At 62.9% G+C, this 21,488-nt stretch carries 15 protein-coding genes and 1 tRNA gene; 8 read left to right on the forward strand and 8 right to left on the reverse strand.

Going from position 1 to position 21,488, the window contains the following annotated elements; translation table 11 throughout:
* Window positions 1–273: 273 nt before the first annotated feature.
* The 5 genes from AC1D1B_RS00815 (at window position 274) to AC1D1B_RS00835 (ending at window position 6,224) form a co-directional block, all read left to right on the forward strand.
* Window positions 274–349 (forward strand) — tRNA-Thr (locus AC1D1B_RS00815).
* A 745-nt stretch (window positions 350–1,094) separates the two neighbouring features.
* A complete protein-coding gene (locus AC1D1B_RS00820; RefSeq protein ID WP_477328838.1) occupies window positions 1,095–2,276 on the forward strand; it encodes an acyltransferase family protein in 1,182 nt (393 codons plus the stop codon).
* Window positions 2,273–3,385 carry a glycosyltransferase family 2 protein gene (locus tag AC1D1B_RS00825; RefSeq protein WP_477328839.1) on the forward strand — a complete coding sequence of 371 codons (1,113 nt, stop codon included), beginning with the start codon at window positions 2,273–2,275 and terminating at the stop codon, window positions 3,383–3,385. The genes AC1D1B_RS00820 and AC1D1B_RS00825 overlap by 4 nt, the downstream gene beginning before the upstream one ends.
* Window positions 3,382–4,428, forward strand: coding sequence for a glycosyltransferase family 2 protein (locus AC1D1B_RS00830; RefSeq protein ID WP_477328840.1), 1,047 nt, complete (start codon window positions 3,382–3,384; stop codon window positions 4,426–4,428). The genes AC1D1B_RS00825 and AC1D1B_RS00830 overlap by 4 nt, the downstream gene beginning before the upstream one ends.
* Window positions 4,428–6,224, forward strand: coding sequence for an ABC transporter ATP-binding protein (locus AC1D1B_RS00835; protein ID WP_477328841.1), 1,797 nt, complete (start codon window positions 4,428–4,430; stop codon window positions 6,222–6,224). Before AC1D1B_RS00830 ends, AC1D1B_RS00835 begins: the two co-directional genes overlap by 1 nt.
* Before the next feature lie 123 nt (window positions 6,225–6,347).
* On the opposite strand, the gene AC1D1B_RS00840 is transcribed toward AC1D1B_RS00835, so the two are convergent.
* Genes AC1D1B_RS00840 through AC1D1B_RS00860 form a run of 5 tightly spaced genes read right to left on the reverse strand, consistent with a single transcriptional unit; the run spans window position 6,348 to window position 11,587 of the window.
* Window positions 6,348–7,178, reverse strand: coding sequence for a dipeptide ABC transporter ATP-binding protein (locus tag AC1D1B_RS00840; RefSeq protein ID WP_181056381.1), 831 nt, complete (start codon window positions 7,176–7,178; stop codon window positions 6,348–6,350).
* Window positions 7,178–8,023: an ABC transporter ATP-binding protein gene (locus AC1D1B_RS00845; protein WP_477328842.1), complete on the reverse strand. Its 846-nt coding sequence runs from the start codon at window positions 8,021–8,023 to the stop codon at window positions 7,178–7,180. The genes AC1D1B_RS00840 and AC1D1B_RS00845 overlap by 1 nt, the downstream gene beginning before the upstream one ends.
* Window positions 8,023–8,907: an ABC transporter permease subunit gene (locus AC1D1B_RS00850; protein WP_477330485.1), complete on the reverse strand. Its 885-nt coding sequence runs from the start codon at window positions 8,905–8,907 to the stop codon at window positions 8,023–8,025. The genes AC1D1B_RS00845 and AC1D1B_RS00850 overlap by 1 nt, the downstream gene beginning before the upstream one ends.
* A gap of 26 nt (window positions 8,908–8,933) precedes the next feature.
* Complete coding sequence (locus AC1D1B_RS00855; RefSeq protein WP_477328843.1) at window positions 8,934–9,941, reverse strand: ABC transporter permease subunit; 1,008 nt, start codon at window positions 9,939–9,941, stop codon at window positions 8,934–8,936.
* Window positions 9,942–9,988: 47 nt separating this feature from the next.
* Window positions 9,989–11,587, reverse strand: coding sequence for an ABC transporter substrate-binding protein (locus AC1D1B_RS00860; RefSeq protein WP_477263894.1), 1,599 nt, complete (start codon window positions 11,585–11,587; stop codon window positions 9,989–9,991).
* Window positions 11,588–12,066: 479 nt separating this feature from the next.
* Here AC1D1B_RS00860 and AC1D1B_RS00865 point away from each other — a divergent pair, with 479 nt between their 5' ends.
* Together AC1D1B_RS00865 and AC1D1B_RS00870 are read left to right on the forward strand one after the other, a co-directional pair.
* Complete coding sequence (locus AC1D1B_RS00865) at window positions 12,067–14,061, forward strand: long-chain-fatty-acid--CoA ligase (protein WP_477328844.1); 1,995 nt, start codon at window positions 12,067–12,069, stop codon at window positions 14,059–14,061.
* Window positions 14,062–14,135: 74 nt separating this feature from the next.
* A complete protein-coding gene (locus tag AC1D1B_RS00870; protein WP_477330487.1) occupies window positions 14,136–14,798 on the forward strand; it encodes a class I SAM-dependent methyltransferase in 663 nt (220 codons plus the stop codon).
* A 293-nt stretch (window positions 14,799–15,091) separates the two neighbouring features.
* Here the strand turns inward: AC1D1B_RS00870 and AC1D1B_RS00875 are convergent, their stop codons facing one another.
* The 3 genes from AC1D1B_RS00875 to pgi all read right to left on the reverse strand — a co-directional run bounded on the left by AC1D1B_RS00875 (window position 15,092) and on the right by pgi (window position 19,467).
* Window positions 15,092–16,846, reverse strand: a complete 1,755-nt coding sequence (locus AC1D1B_RS00875; RefSeq protein ID WP_477328845.1) for an adenylate/guanylate cyclase domain-containing protein — start codon at window positions 16,844–16,846, stop codon at window positions 15,092–15,094.
* 249 nt (window positions 16,847–17,095) lie between these two features.
* Entirely contained in the window at window positions 17,096–17,827 is a 732-nt protein-coding gene (locus tag AC1D1B_RS00880; protein ID WP_477328846.1) for an HAD family hydrolase, read from the reverse strand.
* On the reverse strand, window positions 17,824–19,467 hold the full coding sequence (gene pgi / locus AC1D1B_RS00885) for a glucose-6-phosphate isomerase (RefSeq protein ID WP_477328847.1): 1,644 nt from the start codon (window positions 19,465–19,467) through the stop codon (window positions 17,824–17,826). Before pgi ends, AC1D1B_RS00880 begins: the two co-directional genes overlap by 4 nt.
* A 371-nt stretch (window positions 19,468–19,838) precedes the next feature.
* Here pgi and pdxR point away from each other — a divergent pair, with 371 nt between their 5' ends.
* The gene (pdxR, locus tag AC1D1B_RS00890; RefSeq protein ID WP_181056391.1) at window positions 19,839–21,332 is read left to right on the forward strand and encodes a MocR-like pyridoxine biosynthesis transcription factor PdxR; all 1,494 of its coding nucleotides are present in this window, start codon (window positions 19,839–19,841) and stop codon (window positions 21,330–21,332) included.
* Window positions 21,333–21,488: the final 156 nt, after the last annotated feature.

The following is a 21,488-nucleotide window of genomic DNA, read 5'->3' on the forward strand; positions in this document are numbered from 1 at the left end:
ATTCTGCCTTGCCGACCCGGCTAAAGCCCATTTCGGTACTTTTTGACAATGAAATCAACCTGTTTCACCGATGTCCCGGGCAATTTGCGCGCAATCGGCCGAGACACCCTTGCGCGACCCAACAACGAAACCGCACGGCGGAGTCATTCCGCGCCAACGCGAAATGCCGGGACGAATTGCCGGATGCCGCCTTGAAATCGCGGTTGCCCATCTTGAATTAGCGGCCGGTTGAGTCTATCACCCAGCCGATCTTGGAAGCCTCGCGCTTCCCGGGCCGCTTTAGCTCAGTTGGTAGAGCACATCATTCGTAATGATGGGGTCAGGTGTTCGAGTCACCTAAGCGGCACCAGTTCCCCATCCACGCAAGCGCGCGACGGCCGTGCAAGGCCAATACACGTCACCCCCTACGCAAACGCCGGTACTTCCTGCCCGCCGGGTCGACATGCGCCATATGGCCGCCGCCACAGGTGCGGATGTCTCCGGTTGTCGGTTCCAGTATCGGCATTGACCGAGCCATCGGGAAGGATTGCGTCGTCAGACGCTTGACCATCGATTGTGCTGCGTTGCGCAAAATCGATGGTTTCGATTTTTCCGACTATTCTACAATATAAACTTAAATTATAAAATACAACACCCACAATCTCAAGCTATTTTGTTAATTTTCTGACGATATCAGACACTCAAGATTTCGAACTATGTAATTAAACCTGATCTTTCCGATACGATACAACTCATCTAATAGCATGGCGCGCGAGAAAAATCCGTCAGCGACGCAGTGCATTTGCAAATCATATCCATTTTTAGCATTCGCTCACATAAACATTACAGTTCGATAGATATTTTGTGTTGCACTGCACCATTGCACGGCTGCACCATTTCCTGGGGGGATTCAGTACCAGGACGTGCGCTGTGGAGGATTCCGCCAAGTTGACCAGCTTGAATTTTTCGCTGGCCACCGATTTCGAGGCTGCCTCGCGCACAAGGCACGAGTTTGATGCTGTCGGCGCATTCTCAACGCTTGCAGGCCTCGACCTGAGGCCCGGAATGGCGGGCCGCCGGCTTCATCGGAGATATCAGACCGGCGGAAATGGCTGATGGCGGTCGCACGCGACAATCAGCTGGACGCGTTGCGCGCCATCGCTGTCACGATGGTTCTCTATTCTCATTTCCTGGCACCCAACGGGTCCTCCTTTTGGGGCCATATCGGCGTGCGGCTGTTCTTCGTGCTGAGTGGCTTCCTGATCACCCGAGTGCTGCTCGAAGCCCGCGCCGTGGCCGAATTCGAAGCCGGCCCTGCACTGAGATCCTTCTACATCAGGCGCGCGCTGCGCATATTCCCGCCCTATTTCGCTGTGCTCGGGTTCGTCTGGCTGACCGATCTGGAGCAGTCCAGCGGATCGCTCGTCTGGCATGCGCTTTACCTGTCGAATTTCTGGTACGCGCTGCGCAACGAATGGACGCCCTGGCTACTCTGCCATTTCTGGAGCCTGAGCATCGAGGAGCAGTTCTACATCGCCTGGCCGCTGGTCGTGCTTCTTGCACCGCGCCGGCGCATGGAAGCGATCACTATCGGCGTCATCCTGTTGTCGCTGGCCTACCGCTTCTACTGGCCGATCACCGCCACCCCGGCGCTGGCGCGCGACCTGCTGCCGCCGGCATCGATGGATGCGCTGGCGTTGGGTGCTTTGCTTGCCTGCCGGCGGACCAGAGGCGCTGGCCTGCCGCGATGGATGCGGCTAGGCTGGCCAGCCCTTGCGGCCATCTTCCTGGCGATTGAGTGGCTTGTCCCGGCGCCGGCCGATCCCATGCTGGAATGGGCCCGCTGGGCGCTGCTGCAGATCCTGCCCCTGGTGCCGCTGGTGGCCGTTGTCGCCGCCTGTTCAGCCGGCCTTGGCGGCACCCTCGGCAGGGTTTTGGAACTGCCGCCGCTGCTGTCACTGGGCCGCATCAGCTACGGCGTCTATCTCTACCATCCGATCCTTCTGTCGCTCGCCGTAAAATCACAGCCGTGGATTCCGCTCAATGTCTCGGAGCAGGGGCCAGGGCGGTTCCTGGTCGCGAGCGCCGCCACGATCGCCGTCGCTTCGATCTCGTGGACGGTTTTCGAAAAGCCGCTCAACGGCCTCAAGCGCCGCTTCCCCTATGTCGCGCGCCGCCGCTCCCAGGCACGCGCCAGCGATGCCGGCTGGCTCGGCAGAGCGGCGGACGCCTATCCCAGCGGATCCCCCGATGGCCGCGCCGCGCCCGATCTCCAGCGAACGGATGCGCAGAGATGACCGCCGCGCCGCTCGTTTCCGTCCTGCTGCCGGTCTACAATGCCGGGCCTTATCTCGCCGCTGCGCTAGGGAGCATTCTGCGGCAAGACTACGATCGCCTGGAGGTCATCGCTATCGATGACGGGTCGACTGACAATTCGCTCGAGATCCTCGAGCGATACCGCCGGGCCGACAATCGCGTTTCTGTCATCTCACGTGAAAACCGCGGCCTCGTCGCCACCCTCAATGAAGGGCTGCGACTGGCCCAGGGCGAGCTGGTTGCGCGAATGGACGCGGACGATGTCGCCTATCCCTGGCGCCTCTCGCGCCAGGTGGCACTGTTCGAGCGGCGGCCCGAGCTCGGCTTCTGCGGCGCCTGCGTCGATACCTTGCTTCACGGCCGTATCGCCAAGGGCAGGCTCGACCCGGTGTTCCGGCTCGGCCGGCTCGACATATTGTCGATGTTCTTTACGATATTCATGCATCCGACAGTGGTCTACAACAGGAAGGTCATAGGGAGCGACGATCTCTATTACGATCCCAAATACAGGCACGCCGAGGATTTCGATCTCTTCCGGCGGCTTGCTGGCCGTTTCCCGGCGACCATGTCGCCCGATAACCTGCTCGTCTATCGCATCCATGCAGGAAGCGTGACCATGCGGCATGCCAAGGAAATGCGCAGGACGCATTTGCGGATCGTGGCCGAAAATCTCGAGCGTGAGGGGCTCGTGGAAGCCACCGCGGATCTGCGCGACATCGGCGAGGTCGTCTCGCTCGACACAGTTGCGCGCGCAGCCGATTTCATCCGTGCGCTGGAAGAGCGGATTTCCGCGCTGCCGGCCGGCACACGGCCAAGCTTCGAGGCCGGCGCGCTGAACCTGTTCTATTTCCTCTACCAGCTCGTCAGCGACGAAAGAGAACCGCCGCTGACGCATGAATTGCTTACGCGGACAGCGAGATGGAACTTCATCCGCCGCCGCGAAAAATACGCGCTGCGTCCCGGCGTCTGGGCGCCCTGGCTCAGCCTGGTCTCGATAGCGGCCGGAAAGCGGGCGGACGCGGTGGCGTACTTCTTCAAAACCACGCCGGCCGAAGCGGTGCTTTCGCGTTATCAGCGGGGACTGGTATGACCGACAGGCCCCACTCGCTCCTGCGCGATCACTCGTTTGCGAGTGCGCCTGTCCAGACATCTCCCCGATCGGAGCGGCCGTCGCTCGAGGTCAGCTTCATCGTCTGCACGCGTGACCGCGCCGCTGTGCTGGAGGCCTGCATAGCCTCGATCCAGGCTGCATGCCGGGCGCACGCCGCCTTCGCGGCTGAGTTGGTGGTGGTCGACAATGGTTCACGGGACGGCACGTCAAAGCGGCTGGCCGGTATCGCCGAAACATCAGACATCCCAGTCACAGCCGTCTCGGAGACTCGCCCCGGACTAGCCGCTGCCCGCAATGCCGGATTGGCGCGAGCGCGAGGCCGCGTGCTGGTCTTCATCGACGATGACTGCAAGCTCGATCGCGACTATCTCCGCGACCTCGAGCGGCACTACCGGAGTGGCGAGAAGTGGCTGATCCGCGGCGGCCGCGTCGAGCTCGGCGATGCCCGGGACCTGCCCTTCACCATCAAGCGCTGCGAGGCGCGCGAGCGGCTAACCCCAGCGGTCCACCCGGGCGGCTTCGTGCTCGGCTGCAACATGACCATGCACCGCGACGTCGCAGCCCGCATCGGCTCGTTCGACGAACGCTTCGGCACTGGCGGCCCGCTACGCTCGGCTGAGGATACGGATTATCTCGTGCGGGCGATGCTGCTCGGCATGCCGGTCGAGTATGTGCCCGACATGACGGTCCTGCATCATCACGGCCGGCGAGACCGCAAATCGATCGACAGGCTGCACCGCGACTATAGCCTCGGTAATGGTGCGCTGTGCCTGAAACATGTCCGCCACGCCCCTTGGCTGCTTCGCCATGTCTATTGGTCCGCGCGGGCCGCGTTCAAGGAACTGGCGGGCCGTCCTCGCTTCGACCGCGACCTCGATCTGTCGCACTGGCCTATTGTCGTCATGAATCTGGCAGGTGCCGCCAGATTTGCGCTGCTCGTCATGATGGGATGGCCAAAACGGCTGCCGCCGCGCCAGGACCGGCAAGCTAGCGAAGCCAATGCGGAGGCCAGAGCGCGATAATGTCACTGATGCCGTCAACCCTGCCAATGCTGCGCCGCGCGCTTGGTGGCAGGCTGTTGCGGCTCGTTCCCGTCGTGGTGGGGCTCGGGCTTGCGGGCGCCGCGCTGGAAGGCCTCGGCATCGGCCTCATCATTCCGCTGCTCGGCATCATTATGGGGCATGGCGAAACATCAGGCATGGCCGGTTTCTCCGCCCTCCTCCAGCAGGTTGGAGCGGACCTCGGCGAGCGCGAGCGGCTGATCGCCATTTCGGCCGCGATCCTCGGTTCGATCGTGCTGAAGAATGTCTTTGCCTTCGCCAACACGCTGCTGACCAGCTTCATCTACGGCAAGGCAGGTTATTCGATCCGCAGCGCACTGTCGGAGCAGTTGCTCAGGGTCGGCTACCCTTTCTTCCTGCAGCAAAGCCCCGGACGGCTGCTCAACATCATCTCCAACGAATCCTGGCGAGCGTCCGACGCCATCCAGGCCCTGCTCGGCGCGATCGTCAGTGCCTCGGCCGCCGTCATCCTGCTCGCCTTCCTCCTGCTCCTGTCCTGGCAGATGACGCTGCTGGTGACGCTGGGGCTGGCGCTTGTCCAGCTGGCGCACGGGGTTTTGTCGTCCAATCTGAAGGCGCCGAGCCGCAGTGTCGTCTCGCGCAACAGCGCACTCGCGTCGCAGATGCTGCATCTGGTGCATGCTGGGCGCCTGATCCGCATCTTCGGGCAGGAGAACCACGAAAAGGCGGTTTTCTCCAAAGCGTCCGACGGGGTGCGGCGGGCGGCTTTCGTGCTTTCAATCCGCCAAGGCGTCTTGCCGCCACTGACCGAAGTGTTGCACGCGATGCTGTTCCTGGCGGTGGTGATCGGAACCTGGCTGGCGAATGTAAGCTTCCCGCTGACCGTCGCCTTCCTCATCCTGCTCTACCGACTGCAGCCTCATATGCGCGCCTTGCAGATGTCTTGGAGTCAGCTGCAGGGCATGAGCGGCTCGCTGGAGGAGGTGCAATGGCTGCTCGATCCTTCCGACAAGCCCGAGGCGCCGCAGGGCAGCCTGCCGTTCGACGGCTTGCGCCAAGGGATCAGCTTCGATGATGTGAGCTTCGCCTATTCCGGTGCCCTGTCCGGCCCCGACGCGCGCGAGGCGGTGTTGCATCAGGCGGTGTTCGACATCCGCAGCGGCCGCTCGACGGCGCTGATCGGCCGCTCGGGCGCCGGCAAGACGACGATCGTCAATCTCCTGTGCCGCTTCGTCAAACCCGACAGCGGCAGGATCCTCGTCGATGGGGCATCGCTCGGGGAAATCGACCCAAGCCAGTGGCGGCGGAACATTGCCCTGGCCAGCCAGGAGCTGGAATTGGTCGACGGCACCATTTTTGAAAACATCATCTACGGCCACGACACGGCGTCGGCCAGCGACGCCATGCGCGCCGCAAGGCTGGCCGAGGCACATGAATTCATCGAGCACCTGCCGCGGGGTTACGCGACACTTGTAGGATACCGGGGCATCAACCTGTCAGCCGGACAAAGGCAAAGGATCGCGCTGGCGCGGGCGCTGGTGCGCGATCCCGATATCCTCATCCTCGACGAAGCCACCAGTGCGGTGGATGGGTTGTCGGAAGCCGCTATTGTCGAGACGTTGAAGTCGCGGGCCGGCCGCCGCACCACCATTGTCATCAGCCATCACCACAGCACCATCTCGTTCTGCGACGACGTGGTGATCTTGAGCCGGGGTCGGGTGAAGAAACAGGCCGCCTTCGCAACGCTGGCAAAGCTCAGCATGGACGAGCTTTACCAGCACGGAGCGGGTGAGTGATGGGGCGCACCCGAATCTGCGACGCGGCTTGCGCCCGGCAGCTCGCGGATTGCGATCAATCCTGCCGGCAAACCACCACCGCGACGCATTTCCGATTATGCAAAAGCAATTGCCAGTGAGAGGTCAGGCGGCTTTCTTCTTCGCCAGCCGCGCCTTGATCGAGGCGACGTCGGCGCGCGGCGTCGCGGCGAACAGCGTCCTCGTGTAGCTGTGCTTGGGGTCGGCGAAGACCTCCTCGCGCGCGCCGTATTCGACCGCTTCGCCGAAATACATCACCATCACATCGTCGGCGATGTAGCGCACGACAGACAGATCGTGGCTGATGAAGACGTAGGTCAGCTGAAATTCGTCCTGCAGGTCGGCGAGCAGATTGAGCACCTGCGCCTGCACCGACAGATCGAGCGCGGAGACCGGCTCGTCGAGAACCAAGAGGCTCGGGTTCAGCATCAGCGCGCGGGCAATAGCGATGCGCTGGCGCTGGCCGCCCGAGAACATATGCGGGTAGCGATTGTAGTGCTCGGTGCCGAGGCCGACCTTCTTCAGCATCTTCATGGCGAGGTCGCGCCGCTCCTCGGCCGGCTTGTCGGTGTTGATGAGCAGCGGTTCGCCCAGCACATCGCCGATCTTCTGGCGTGGATTGAGCGATCCGTAAGGGTTCTGGAAAACGATCTGCACCTTGCGGCGCATCTCCTTGGTCAGGCCGTTCCTGGCGATGTCGACCTTGTTGCCGTCGATGAACAGCTCGCCCGACGTCGCCGGATCGATCAGCGTGATGATGCGCGCCAGCGTGGACTTGCCGCAGCCGCTTTCACCGACGATGGCCAGCGTCTTGCCCTTGTCGACGCTGAACGAGACGCCCTTGACCGCATGCACGGTGCGCGCGCCGCGAAACAGGCCGCCGCCGACATGATAGTCGCGCTTGATGTTCTTGCCTTCGACGACCTTGATGCTCATCAGGCGACTCCAGCGGCCGGTTCGAACAGCATGTCGGAGACGGTCGGCAGGCGGTCGCCGACGGCGTTTTCCGGCAGCGCCGACAACAGCGCGCGGGTGTAGTTGCTCTTCGGGCTCTCGAACAGCGACAACACGTCGGCCTCTTCCATCTTGCGACCCTTGTACTGGACGATGACGCGGTCGGCAGTCTCGGCGACGACGCCCATATTGTGGGTGATCATGATCAGGCCCATGCCATACTTGACCTGCAGCGAGACCAGGAGATCGAGGATCTGCTTCTGGATGGTGACATCGAGCGCGGTTGTCGGCTCGTCGGCGATCAGAAGCTTCGGATTGCAGGCGATGGCGATGGCGATCATGACGCGCTGGCACTGGCCGCCCGACATCTGGTGCGGGAACGAATTCAGCCGCTCGGCCGGCTCGGCAATGCCGACCTGCGTCAACAGCTCGATGGCCCGCTCGCGGCGCTGGGCTTTGTCCATGCCCATATGAAAGCGCAGCACTTCCTCGATCTGGAAGCCGACCGTGAAGCACGGATTGAGGCTGGCCATCGGCTCCTGGAAAATCATCGACATGTCCTTGCCGACGATCTTGCGGCGCTCGGCCGGGCTCATCTTCAGGAGGTCGCGGCCATTGAAGCTCATCTCGTCGGCGGTGACCGTCGCCGTCCACGGCAACAGGCCCATCACCGCCAGCATCGACACCGATTTGCCGGAGCCGGATTCACCGACAATAGCCAGCACTTCACGTTCGTTGACATGGAGCGAGACGCCGTCGACGGCGCGGAACGGGCCGGATGCGGTCTGGAACTCGACGACGAGATTGCGGATGTTGAGCAACGCCATCACGACCTCCTCAGCTTCGGATCCAGCGCATCGCGCAGGCCGTCGCCGACCAGGTTGATGGCAAGCACGGTGATCAGGATGGCGAGGCCAGGGAAAGTCACCACCCACCAGGCACGCAGGATGAACTCACGCGCCGAGGCGAGCATGGTTCCCCATTCCGGTGTCGGCGGCTGGGCGCCGAGACCGAGGAAGCCGAGGGCGGCCGCCTCGAGGATGGCGTTGGAGAAGGACAGCGTGCCTTGCACGATCAGCGGCGCCAGGCAGTTGGGCAGGATGGTGCGCAGCATCAGCCGGATATGGCCGGCGCCCGCAACCTTGGCGGCGACCACATATTCGCGGCCCTTTTCGGCCATGACAGCGGCGCGCACCAGACGCGCAAAGTGGGGCTGCAGGACGAGCGCGATGGCCAGCATGGCATTGAACAGGCCGGGGCCGAGGATGGTGACCAGAACCAACGCCAGCAGCAGCGACGGGAAGGCCAGGATCAAATCCATGACGCGCATGATCGCCACGTCGACCCAGCCGCGGAAATAGCCGGCCAGCAGGCCAAGCGTGATGCCGCCGGTAAGTGCCAGCGTGACGACGACGGCGCCGATGAGCAGCGAGAAGCGCGCGCCATAGAGCAGGCGCGAGAGCATGTCGCGGCCGACCGCGTCGGTGCCGAGCAGATACTCGGCGCTGCCGCCTGCCTGCCAGGAGGGAGGCCGCAAGAAAGCGGTCTTGTCCTGGATATCGGGTGCATAAGGCGCCAGCAGCGGCGCAAAGAGCGCTGCCAGCACCAGCAGGATGAAGACGAACAGGCCGATGACGGCGCCACGGTTCACCGAGAAATAGTGCCAGAAGGTCCTGAAGCCGGTCAGGCGGTCAGGGTTGCCAGCGGCCATCGGGGCGATTTCGGTCGACTGGCTCATCACGCCGCCCTGATGCGCGGGTTGATGACGGCATAAAGCACGTCGACGATCAGGTTCACGGCCATGACGATAAGGGCGATCAACAGCAAGCCTGACTGCACGACGACATAGTCGCGCTTGAAGATGGAATCGACCATCCACTTGCCGATACCCGGCCAGGCGAAGATGGTTTCGGTGAGGATGGCGCCGGCGAGCAGCGCGCCGACCTGCAGGCCGATGGTGGTGACCACCGGGATCAGCGCATTGCGCAGCGCGTGCACGCCGATGACGCGGGACGACGACAGCCCCTTGGCGCGGGCGGTCCGCACATAGTCCTCGCCCAGCACTTCGAGCATGGCCGAGCGCGTCTGGCGGGCGATGACCGCCAGCGGGATGGTGCCGAGTACCACCGCCGGCAGCACCAGATGGCTCAATGCCGAGCGAAAAGCATCCCATTTGCCGTAGAGCAGGGTGTCGACGGTCATAAAGCCGGTGATCGGCTTGAAGAAGAACTGCAGGCCGATACGGCCGGAAACCGGGGTCCAGCCGAGATAGCCGGAGAAAAAGATGATCAGCAGCAGACCCCACCAGAAAATCGGCATGGAATAGCCGACAAGGGCGGTGCCCATCAGTCCCTGGTCAAACCACGAGCCGCGTTTGACTGCTGCAACGATGCCGGCCGGGATGCCCAGCACCATGGCGAAGATCAAGGCGAAGACAGAGAGCTCGACGGTTGCCGGGAAGAGCGTCATGAAATCTTCGATGACCGGCCGCTTGGACGAGATCGACACTCCGAAATTACCGGTCGCGGCATCGCGGACATAATGCGCATATTGCTGCCAGATCGGCAGATTGTAGCCGAACTGTTCCTTCAGTTCTTCGTAGCGCGCGGGCGACACGCCATGCTCGCCGGCCATGGCAAGGATGGGATCGCCGGGCAGCAGCCTGACGAAGGCGAAGGCACAGATGGTGATGCCGATCAGCGTCGGGAGCACCAAGACGATTTTGTTGAGGAGATATCGGAGCATCTTGAAAAGGGGGCGGCGCCTGATTGCGCGCCGCCCGCCTAACAGTTCTATTCGGCCTTGTCGACGCCGTCGAAGCGATGAATGCCGAGCGGGTCCATCATGAAGCCGCTGACATTCTTGCGCACGACTGCGTAGACCTGGCTGTGTGCCAGGAGGAAGGCCGGAGCCTGCTTCTGGAAGACAACCTGCGCCTCTTCGTAGAGCTTGGTGCGTTCGGCCTGGTCGCTGGTCTTCTTGGCCTTCTGGATCAGGTCCTCGAAGTCCTTGTCACACCAGCTGGAGTAGTTCGACACGCCGATGGCCGAGCAGGCGAACAGCGTGGCGAAGAAGTTGTCCGGATCGCCATTGTCACCGGTCCAGCCGATCTGGAAGGCGCCGGGGCGTTCCTTCTTCTTGCCTTCCTCGCGGTACTTCGTCCACTCGTAGTTGACGATCTCCGCCTTGACGCCGACCTTGGCCCAGTCGGCCTGGATCAGTTCAGCGGCGCGCGCGAAGTTCGGGTTGTAGGGACGCACGCGATCGGAGGCCCAGAGCTGGATCTCCTTCAGCCCGGCATCGGCCAGCACCTTCTTGGCCGCTTCCGGATCATAGGCGTCGGACTTCACGTCCTTGTCCCACGACCACATGGTCGGCGGGATCAGGTTTACCGCCGGCGTGGCGCCGGCGTCCTGGAAGAGCGACTTGATGAGCGATTCCCGATCGATCGCCTGGTTGAGCGCATGGCGCACTTCAGGCTTGTCGAGCGGCGGGATGGTGGTGTTGTAGCTCATATAGCCGATGTTCAGGCCGGCCTGATCCATCAGGGTCACGTCGTTGTTGGCCTTGATCATGCCGATGTCGGCAGGATTCGGATAGGGCGCGATGTCGCATTCGCCGGCAAGCACCTTCTGGATGCGGGCGGTGGCGTCCGGCGTAATGGCGAAGACGAGATCGTCGATCTTTTCCTTGCCCTTGAAGTAATCCGGGTTGGCCGCATAACGGATCACCGAATCCAGCTGGTAGTCGACGAACTGGAACGGGCCGGTGCCGATCGGCTTGGTCGAGAAGTCGGCCATCTTGCCGTCTTTTTCCAGCTGGTCGGCATATTCCTTCGACACGATCGAGGCGAAGTCCATGCCGAGATTGGCCAGCATCGGCGCGTTCGGCTCGGTCAGCGTCAGCTTGACGGTCAGGTCATCGACCTTTTCCCACTTGGCGACGTATTTCGGCATGTCCATGCCGGTGTAGTAGTCCCAGGTCAGGTTCGGCAGGTACTTTTCGCCGTTCCAGGGATTTTCCTTGTTGAACTGGCGATCGAAGGAAAAGACGACGTCGTCTGCATTGAAGTCACGCGTCGGCTTGAAGAAATCCGTGGTCTGGAACTTCACGCCCGGATGCAGGTGGAAAGTATAGACCAGGCCGTCGTCCGAAATCTCCCATTTGTCGGCGAGGCCGGGCACAACTTCGGTGCCGCCATGCTTGAACTCGACCAGGCGCGAATAAACGGTACGCGACGAGGCATCGAAGTCGTTGCCGCCCGTCGTGGTACCCGGGTCGAAGTTGGCCGGCGAGGCCTCCGAGCAGTAGACCAGCGTCTTGGCATTGGCCACGCCGCCGAGGACGCTTGCAGCCAGCAACGCGGCTGCAAAAGTCAGTTTCTTTTTCATTGAGCACTCCCTGATGTTCTTCCAAGCCCCTCTATCAGGCTCGCGAAGCGCGCATATAAGCACCGTTTTTCCGGCTTTGGAACTCCCTGTTTGCCTACCCCACCGTAAGCAGAAAATATTTCTCGGCTTTTGCTCGATTTCAGAAAGAAATAGCAAAATCTGCTAATCACGGGATTGTTAACGACCGCATTTTTTCATTGATCACCTATATCGCTGGAACAATGATCCACAGCGCTGGGCTCGTCATGCCCATCGCGACAGGCTGGTGCCTAAGGCAACAGCGCGGGACAGATTTTGGCGGCAAATCTTTGCCGTCCCTGCCGCTGGGGCAAGACTTGCACGGCCGCCAATAGTCGCAATAGATAGATGACACGCCGGATTTCCCGGGAATCCGCGACATCGCTGCAGCGGAGGACGCCTCACCATATAGAGGCGGTGCAGCATGGAGCAGGCAACAGAACGACTGAGGGAGGCTAGAGGTGGCAAAAGCAACAAGGACAACGGCCCCGGCGAAAGCAAAAGCAGGGTCTGCTTCAAAGCCGGCCGCCGCTGCCGCCAAACCGAAAGCGCCTTCGGTCAAAACCGCTCCCGCCGCCAAACCAAAGGCAGCCATCGCGCCGGCGAAGGCAAGCGCCAAGCCGGCAGCGAAACCTGCGACCAAGCCCGCGGCCGCAGCCGCGGCCGCGAAGACAGCACCTGTTGCAAAGCCCGCCGCCAGCGCTGCAGCGAAAACGGCGGCGGCAAAGCCGGCGCAAGGCCCGGCCAAAAAACTGCCCAAGACGCTGACGGCGCTTGCCGCAGGCCTGCCGGAAAAGCCGTGGCTCAAAAGCTATTCGAAAGTCGTGCCGGCCGAGATCGGCACCCTGCCCTACAGTTCGATCGGCGACTTCCTGGTCGGTGCCTGCAAGCAGTTTTCCGGCCAGCCAGCTTTCGTGTGCATGGGCAAGTCGATCTCCTACGCCGAACTCGAGCGGCAATCGGCTGCCTTTGGCGCCTATCTGCAGTCGAAGGGCCTGCAGAAGGGCGCACGCGTGGCGCTGATGATGCCGAATGTGCTGCAATATCCGGTGGCGATGATGGCCGTGCTTCGCGCCGGCTATGTCGTGGTGAACATCAATCCGCTCTACACGCCGCGCGAGCTCGAACACCAGCTCAAGGATTCCGGCGCGCAGGCGATCGTCATTCTCGAGAATTTCGCCAGCACCCTGGACGTGGTGATTGCCAGGACGGCGGTCAAGCATGTGGTGGTCGCGGCAATGGGCGACATGCTCGGCGGCCTCAAGGGCACGATCGTCAACCTCGTCGTGCGGCGGGTAAAGAAGATGGTGCCGGCGTGGTCGCTGCCCGGCCATGTCAAGTTCAATGCGGCCGTGAAGGCCGGCGCCGGCATCGCTTTCAAGCCGGCCAAGATGGAAGCCAGCGACGTCGCCTTCCTGCAATATACCGGCGGCACCACGGGGATTTCCAAAGGTGCTGTGCTGCTGCACTCCAATGTGCTGTCCAATGTCGCGCAGAACACGCTGTGGCTGCAGGACGCCTACGCGATCAAGCCGAAGCCGGCGCATCTCAACTTCATCTGCGCGCTGCCGCTCTACCATATCTTCGCGCTGACGGTGAACGCGCTGATGGGTATGCAGCAGGGCGCCCAGAACGTGCTGATCCCCAACCCGCGCGACATTCCCGGCTTCGTCAAGGAGCTGCAGAAGTACCCGATGCACATTTTTCCGGGTCTCAACACGCTGTTCAACGCGCTGCTCAACAATGAGGATTTCCGCAAGCTCGACTTCAAACCGCTGATCATGACGCTGGGCGGCGGCATGGCGGTTCAGAAGGGGGTTGCCGAGCGCTGGAAGGCGTTGACCGGCAACTCGATCACCGAGGGCTACGGGTTGTCGGAGACCTCGCCGGTGGCCACCGCCAACAGGTTCAGCGACAGCAATTTCACCGGCACGATCGGCCTGCCGCTGCCGTCGACCGAGATCGTCATCCGCGACGATGACGGCAACAATCTGCCGCTGGGCGAGGTCGGCGAGATTTGCATCCGCGGGCCGCAGGTGATGGCCGGCTACTGGAACCGGCCGGACGAGACCGCCAAGGTGATGACCAAGGACGGGTTCTTCAAATCCGGCGACATGGGCTTCATGGACGAGCGCGGCTACACGAAGATCGTCGACCGCAAGAAGGACATGATCCTGGTCTCCGGCTTCAACGTCTATCCGAACGAACTCGAGGAAGTCGTCGCCCAGCATCCGGGTGTGCTCGAAGTGGCGGCAATCGGCGTGCCGGACGAGCATTCGGGCGAAGTGCCGAAGCTGTTCGTGGTCAAGAAGGATCCGGCGCTGACCGTCGAGGCGCTGACCGCCTATTGCCGCGAGAACCTGACTGGCTACAAGCGGCCGAAATACATCGAGTTCCGGACCGAACTGCCAAAGACGCCGGTCGGCAAGATTTTGCGCCGGGCGCTGCGGGAATAGATTTGAACGACGAGCGTAGTCGCGGTGCAGACGACAATCCGCGTTTCGACGCGGCGACGTTCATCAAGGCGAACATGCGCCTTGCGCCTGTTCCAGCACTTCCCGAAATCCTGCTCTACACGGCCCATCCGGCAAGCGGCCTGAGGCGGCTTGTCGACCCCCACCGAGGCGCCGACGCGGACGACGATACTGTCGAACCGGACGACGACACGCTTGAGCAACAGCCGCCCTACTGGGCCTATGCCTGGGCGGGCGGCGCGGTGCTTGCGCGCTATATACTCAACCATCCGCAGAGCGTGGCCGGCCGCCGCGTGCTCGACCTCGGCGCCGGTTCGGGCCTCGTCGGCATCGCCGCGGCCAAGGCCGGCGCCGGCGCGGTGATCGCCGCCGAAATCGATCGCAATGGCGTTGCCGCCATCGGCCTCAACGCCGCGGCCAACGGCGTCGAGATCACCATCGTCGACCAGGATATCACCACGGGTCCACCACCGGCGGTCAACCTCGTGCTCGCCGGCGACGTGTTCTACAGCCGCGAGGTTGCTTTGCGGGTGATCCCATTCCTCGACCGCTGCCTGGAGGCCGGCATCGAGGTGCTGGTCGGCGATCCCCGTCGCAACGACCTGCCGCTGTCCCGGCTGCGGTTGCTGGCGGAGTATCAGGTGCCGGATTTCGGCGACGCAAGAGGGGTTGCGACCAAGCCGAGTGGTGTGTTCTCGTTTGAGGCGGAAGAGCGCTGACGGCGAAAGCAAAGCCCAGTCGCTGAATGGCCGAGCTCGACCCAAGCTGACTTTACGCCGGCACCGACATGAACGACTGCTTTGCGCCTCATGTCAGCCACAGAGGACTACTCTGCCGGTGCCCGAGAGCAGACATCGCTGATGCCCCCCCAGACAGTAGGCTCCTGGACAAAAGTTTGAACGGGCAGCCGTTGCGGCCAAGATGGCGTCACCAAGGGAGTGGTGCCTTTCTGCTAGTTATTCCAGAACCGAACCGTCTGCTCTCGGCTTCAAAGGCGCAATGCACGAAATTACTAGTGCGGCATTCCCGCCATCTTCAGAGCCTCGACATACTTTTTCCGGTCTTCGAGTCGTCGGAACGGCGGCAGCACGTCAGCAATATTTACAAGCCGCAGCGCAGGAGCGACCTTCGCATGTCGCTCGATCGTCTCCTTCGCTTGATCTGATCGCCCGGCTAGGGCGTGGCTGGCGGCAGCAACGCGTAACGCGCTTGCGTAGTTGGGTTGCTGTCGAAGCGCCCGCTCCGCCCACAGTAACGCGTCGTCGTAGTGGCCGACACAGAAGTGGGCCAGCGCGGTGCAGAACTGCCAAGAGTAAATTCGCAGATCGAGCGGACTGAGGCGCATTGCGCGCGCGGCGTGCTCAATTCCCTTGTCCGGTTGGCCCAAACACGTCTTGACCCAGCTGCTGTAGCCCCACGCCAAAGCCAGGTTTGGGTTGAGCGCAAGCGCTTCGTCGAGGCGGGCCGCGGCCTCTTCAATGTCGCCACCGACATAGCCAAGCACGTAGCCACCAAACGAAAGCGCAATGGCATCGTCGCGACCGAGGTCGATCGCTCTAGAAGCAAATCCAAGCGCCTCCTCGACTTCCTGCGTGCGATCGACCATCCAGCCATTGCTCTTCCGAGTGGAATAGCATCGCGCGGCCCTGGCGTGGGCGAGTGCGAACTCTGGGTCGCGGGCGATCGCTTGATTGAAAAGCCGCAGCGCCTCCTCGCCAGCGGCCTTGGTGATCGTCCGGTCGAAGGTAGCAAGCCCGCGTAGATAGTAGTCATAGGCTTCAAGGCTCTCCGTCGGCTTGCGTCTGGCGCGCTCGATCTCGGCCTGCTCCATTTTCGGCGCGATTGCCCCGACGATGCTCGATGTGATCTGGTCCTGCAGATCGAACACCTCCGCCAGCGCGCCGTCGAAACGGTCGGCCCACAAATGTGCCCCTGTCGAGGAATCGATGAGCTGGGCTGAAATGCGCAGCTGTTCGCCAGATCGGCGCACGCTGCCCTCAACCACATAACGAACACCCAGTTCGCGCCCTACCTTCTTCACGTCCACGGCGCGGCCTTTGTACGCAAAGCTCGAATTGCGGGCGATGACCAGCAAGTGGCGAAAGTGAGCGAGCGCTGTGACTATGTCTTCAACGACACCATCTGCAAAATATTCCTGCTCCGCATCGCCGCTCATGTTCTGAAACGGCAAGACCGCAACCGATGCCTGGTCGCGCTGGCTGGCAAGCGCCCGCGGCTCGATGCGAATTGACCCTTCCAATCTAACCTGAAACACGCGTACCGGGTGCTTGATGTTTTTCAATTTGCGCTCGCCGAGATCCTCGAACGCAAGACCCAAACGGTCACCGACTTCATGGCGCACCGAAGACGAGACTACGATCCCGCCGGGCTCCGCCATGCTCTCAAGCCGAGCGGCGACGTTAACCCCATCGCCGAAGATATCGTCGCCCTCGACGATCACGTCGCCGAGGTTGATCCCGATCCGGAAGTCGATCCGGCGATCGCCCGGCTCGCCCTCGTTGCGGCTGGCCATGCCGCGTTGGATCGCTGCCGAGCAGGCCACCGCATTGACTACGCTGGGGAATTCTACAAGCATCCCGTCGCCCATCAGCTTGACGACGCGCCCCCGATGCTCGGCAATGCTGCCGTCGACGAATTCCTTGCGATGGGCGTTAAGCGCCGCCAGGGTGCCGGCCTCGTCGACGCCCATCAGCCTAGAATAGCCGACCACGTCGGCGGCAAGGATAGCGGTAAGGCGGCGCTCCATAGAACAAGCCTGGCTTCGTTAATCGGAGCAGCCTAGCGCGTTTCGCGACGGTGGCTAGCCGAATTCGGGAATCTGTCGACCTCACGCTCGGTCGTCCGCATTGCTGTTCTTACTGCCCCTGCACATGTGCAGGGGCAGGCATGTATATTCGGAGCTTAAGGGCAGCGCGACAGCCAAAAGCGGAGGTTCAGCTTGCGGCCCACCTCGGCCGTTGACGGCAAAGTGCCGTTTTGCCCCAGGCCTTCCCCGTCAGACCGTCTCCTTGACCCTCGCCGACAGAAAGTCCGGCAAGTCGGCAACGGAATCCAAAACCACATCGGCGATCGCTGACAGCGATTCACGCGTGCCGGTGCCGGAGAGCACGCCGACCGCCAGGCCACAGCCACCGGCGCGCGCCATCTCCAGGTCGTGACGGTTGTCGCCGACCATGGCGATCTCGGCCGGCCTCAGCCCGGTCAGGTCGCAGAAGGCGAGGATGGTGTCCGGCGCCGGTTTCGGATTGGCCACCGCGTCATAGCCATAGGCGGCGTCGAAGAGCTGGGCGACGCCGAGCGTGACCATCGTCTTCTCCGCACCGGCGGTCGAATCGTTGGTGGCGACGCCGAGCCGGTAGGCGCGTTTGTGCAGCGCCGTCAGCGCTCCGACGATGCCCGGCAGCGCCACCGCCATCGACGAGCCCTGTACGGAGGTGATCTCGTTGAAGCGGGCGACGGCCAGCATCTGGTCCTCGTCGGACAGGCGCGGGAACCACAGCTCGACGACGTCCATATTGGTGCCCGAGGCGAAGATGGAATCCGGTTTGAAGCGCTTGGCGACAAAATCGAACCCCGCCGCCGAAAGCAGCCTGTCGGCCTTCCAGCGATCGCCCTCGGCAGCGTCCATGGCCATGAAATCGGCGATGCCGAGCCAGGTCGCGTTAAAATCGACGAGCGTTCCGTCCTTGTCGAACAAGATGCCCTTGATATCGGCCGGGTTTTTCATGCCTGACCCCGCAATTGCTGGATGCGCGCCACCAGCCCGGCCGTCGAAGCGTCGCGCTTGGCGGCGCTCTCCTTGCCTTCCACGACAGGCAGCAGCCCGGTCGCCAGTTCCTTACCGAGCTCGACCCCCCATTGGTCGAACGAATTGATGTTGAACAGAGTGCCCTCGACAAAGACACGGTGCTCGTAGAGCGCGATCAGCCGGCCGAAGGTGCGCGGGTCGAGCTTGCGGTAGAGGATCGTCACCGACGGACGATTGCCGGAGAAGACGCGGTGCGGAGCGATCTTGTCGACATCGGCCGGCTTCATGCCCTTGGCCAGCATCTGCGCACGCGCCTCGTCCAGCGTGCGGCCCTTCATCAATGCTTCCGACTGCGCCAGGCAATTGGCGAGCAGCAGATCGTGCTGGTGTTTCAGATCAGGCTCGTGGCCGACGGCGGCGGCGAGGAACTCGACCGGGATGAAATCGGTGCCCTGGTGCAGCAGTTGGAAGAAGGCGTGCTGGCCATTGGTGCCGGGCTCGCCCCAGACCAACGGTCCGGTCGGCGTCGCCACCGGCGTGCCGTCGAGGGTGACGCCCTTGCCGTTCGATTCCATGTCGAGCTGCTGCAGATACGCAGGCAGTCTGGACAGGCGCTGGTCATAGGGGATGACGGCACGGGCCGGATAGCCGCAGATCACGCGATGCCACCAGCCGACCAGTCCCAGCAGCGCCGGCAGGTTCTTCTGCAGGGGCGCGGTGCGGAAGTGCTCGTCCATCTCATGCGCGCCGTCGAGGAAGGCGCGGAAGTTGCGTGGGCCGATGGCGATCATCACCGGCAGGCCGATGGCGCCCCACAGCGAATAGCGGCCGCCGACCCAGTCCCAGAAGCCGAACACGCGATCCGCTTCGATGCCGAACTTGGCCACAAGGTCGAGCGCGGTCGAGACGGCGGCGAAATGCTTGCCGACAGCTTCCTTGCCGAGCGCCTTTTGCACCCATTTGCGCGCTGTCTCGGCATTGGTCATCGTCTCGACCGTGGTGAAAGTCTTCGAGGCGATGATGAACAGCGTGGTTTCCGCCGACAGGTCCTTCAGCGTGTCGTGGATATGGGCGCCGTCGATGTTGGAGACGTAATGCGCGCGCGGGCCGTCACGATAAGGCGCCAACGCCAGCGTTGCCATGGCCGGGCCGAGATCGGAACCGCCAATGCCGATGTTTACGATGTCGGTGATCTTCTTGCCGGTGGCGCCGGCGGCCTTGCCGGAGCGAATGGCATCGGCAAAGGCGCCCATGGCGTCGAGCACGGAAAGCACATCCGCCTTGACGTCCTGACCGTCGACGGTGATGCCCTTGCCAGAGAGGTTGCGCAGCGCCGTGTGCAGCACGGCGCGGTCCTCGGTGATGTTGATCTTCTTACCGGAAAACATCGCGGCGCGGCGGCCTTCGAGGTCGGCGGCGCCGGCGAGCTTTTCGAGCAGTTCCATCGTGCGCTGGTCGACCGCGCATTTCGACCAGTCGAGCAGAAGGTCGCCGTCACTGGCCGAGAATGTCTCGAAGCGCTTGGGGTCGGCGGCAAAAGCCTCGCGCATCGTGCCCGATGCCGCCGCGCGCGCAGCACGCAAGGCGACAAGCTGTTTGTCGAAGGACGAATGATCCAATGCCGGCTCCTGATACTTTTTCACGACATCTTATCAGACCGGATGTTTCCGGCGCGTGTCGTCGCGCCGATGTTATTGAGCCGAATCTCGTCTGTTTCAATGCGTGGGGATGACGCAGTGGGGCAAACCGTGGCACGACAAAGTGTTGTCGCGGGCGCGCCGGGAAGCGATGACGCTGCGCGTCACGCTCGTGAAACGCGGCGCGACGACGCTCCGCGTCGCGCGGGGATGATGCACCGCATCACCCGGGGATAGATCACTGGCATAAATCCCAGCGATCAGAAAAATTGATTGGCGCAACCCCTTGTGCCACGGTTACCTTCCGCTGGTCCAGCCAAGCAAAAAAGTTTGGCCATCGAGGAACTTCTTCCATGCCACAGCGTAACGACACGGCCATATGGTCCGGCCTGTTCCGGATTTCGGCGGAATCGGGCCAAACCCTGCAGGCGCAGATTCGCCAGGCGATCGTCGCCGCCATCCTCGACCGGCAGATCGCCGCTTCGATGCCGCTTCCGTCCTGCCGCATCCTGGCAGAAAAACTCGGCGTTGCGCGCGGCACCGTGGTGCTGGCGTTCCAGCAGCTGGTCGACCAAGGTTTCTTGGTGGCGCGCGAACGGCGCGGCCATTTCGTCAATCCGGACGTGCTGGCCACCCCGGCCAAGCCGCACCAGAAGGCGCCGGACCAGCAGAACGAGATTGACTGGAAGGCACGCCGGCAGATCGCCGCCAGCGACATGCCGCCGCCAGCCAAGCACGACAACTGGATCAAGTCGTCCTACCCCTTCGTCTACGGCCAGTTCGACCCGGCGCTGTTCCCGACAGCCGAGTGGCGCGAGTGCAACCGCATGGCGCTCGCGGTGCTGGAGATCCGCAACTGGGCCTCCGACATGGTCGATCGCGACGATCCGCTCTTGATCGAGCAGATCCAGGCGCGGCTCCTGCCGCGGCGCGGTATCTTCGCCAATCCGGACGAGATCATCGTCACGTTGGGCGCCCAGAACGCGCTCTATATGCTGGCGACGCTGCTGATGACCAAGGGTTCGAAGGTGGCGATGGAAGACCCGGGCTATCCCGATGCCCGCTCGATCTTCCGCCTCGCGGGCGCTGACATCCAGCCGGTTCCGGTCGACCAGTCCGGCATCGTAACCTCTTCCATTCCCAACGATTCCGGCTTTGTCTTCGTTACGCCCAGCCACCATTGCCCGACCATGGTGCCGCTGTCGGCGGAGCGCCGGCAGGACCTTCTGGCGCGCGCCAACCGCCACAACCAGATCATCATCGAGGACGGCTATGACAGCCAGCTTCTCGACGAGGCGCCGCAGCAGGCGCTGAAGAGCCTCGACCGTTCCGGCCGCGTCATCTACGTCGGCTCGATGTCGAAGACGCTGGCTCCGGGCCTGCGGCTTGGCTACATCGTGGCTTCGGCTGGACTAATCTCTGAGCTCAGGGCGCTGCGCCGCTTCATGCTGCGGCACCCGCCGGCCAACAATCAGCGCGCCGTGGCGCTGTTCCTGTCGCTCGGCCATCACGAGGCGCTGGTGCGGCGGCTGTCTTCCGCCTTCGACGAACGCCGCAAGCGTCTGGTCCATGCGATTTCCGCATTTCTGCCGGAATGGCGCTCGACCGATTCGGCCGGCGGTACATCGCTCTGGCTGGAAGGGCCGCGCGGCACCGATGCGCGGGGTTTGGCCGAGGCCGCGGCGTCGCGCAGCGTCATCATCGAGCCCGGCGACCGCTTCTTCGACCGCACCGAAAAGCCGTCGCGTTTCATGCGCTTGGGCATTTCCTCGATCGCGCTGCAGCACATCGAGCCGGGCATTCGCGAACTCGCGACCGCGGCCGGACGCAGGCCGGCAGCTGCCTAATTTTGCCTATGCCGGGGCCTTGAATGGCCTCGGCTGTGGCATCCTTCCCAACACTGTTCTTTAGCGCTCTGGCATATGCGACGGGGCCCGCTGGCCCATAGGCTGTGCCAATGCCGGCGGCATAGTCGGCTGACAAAGGGGACGAAGCAGGCCGAC

This window comes from Mesorhizobium sp. P2_C5_2 (genome assembly GCF_056404535.1).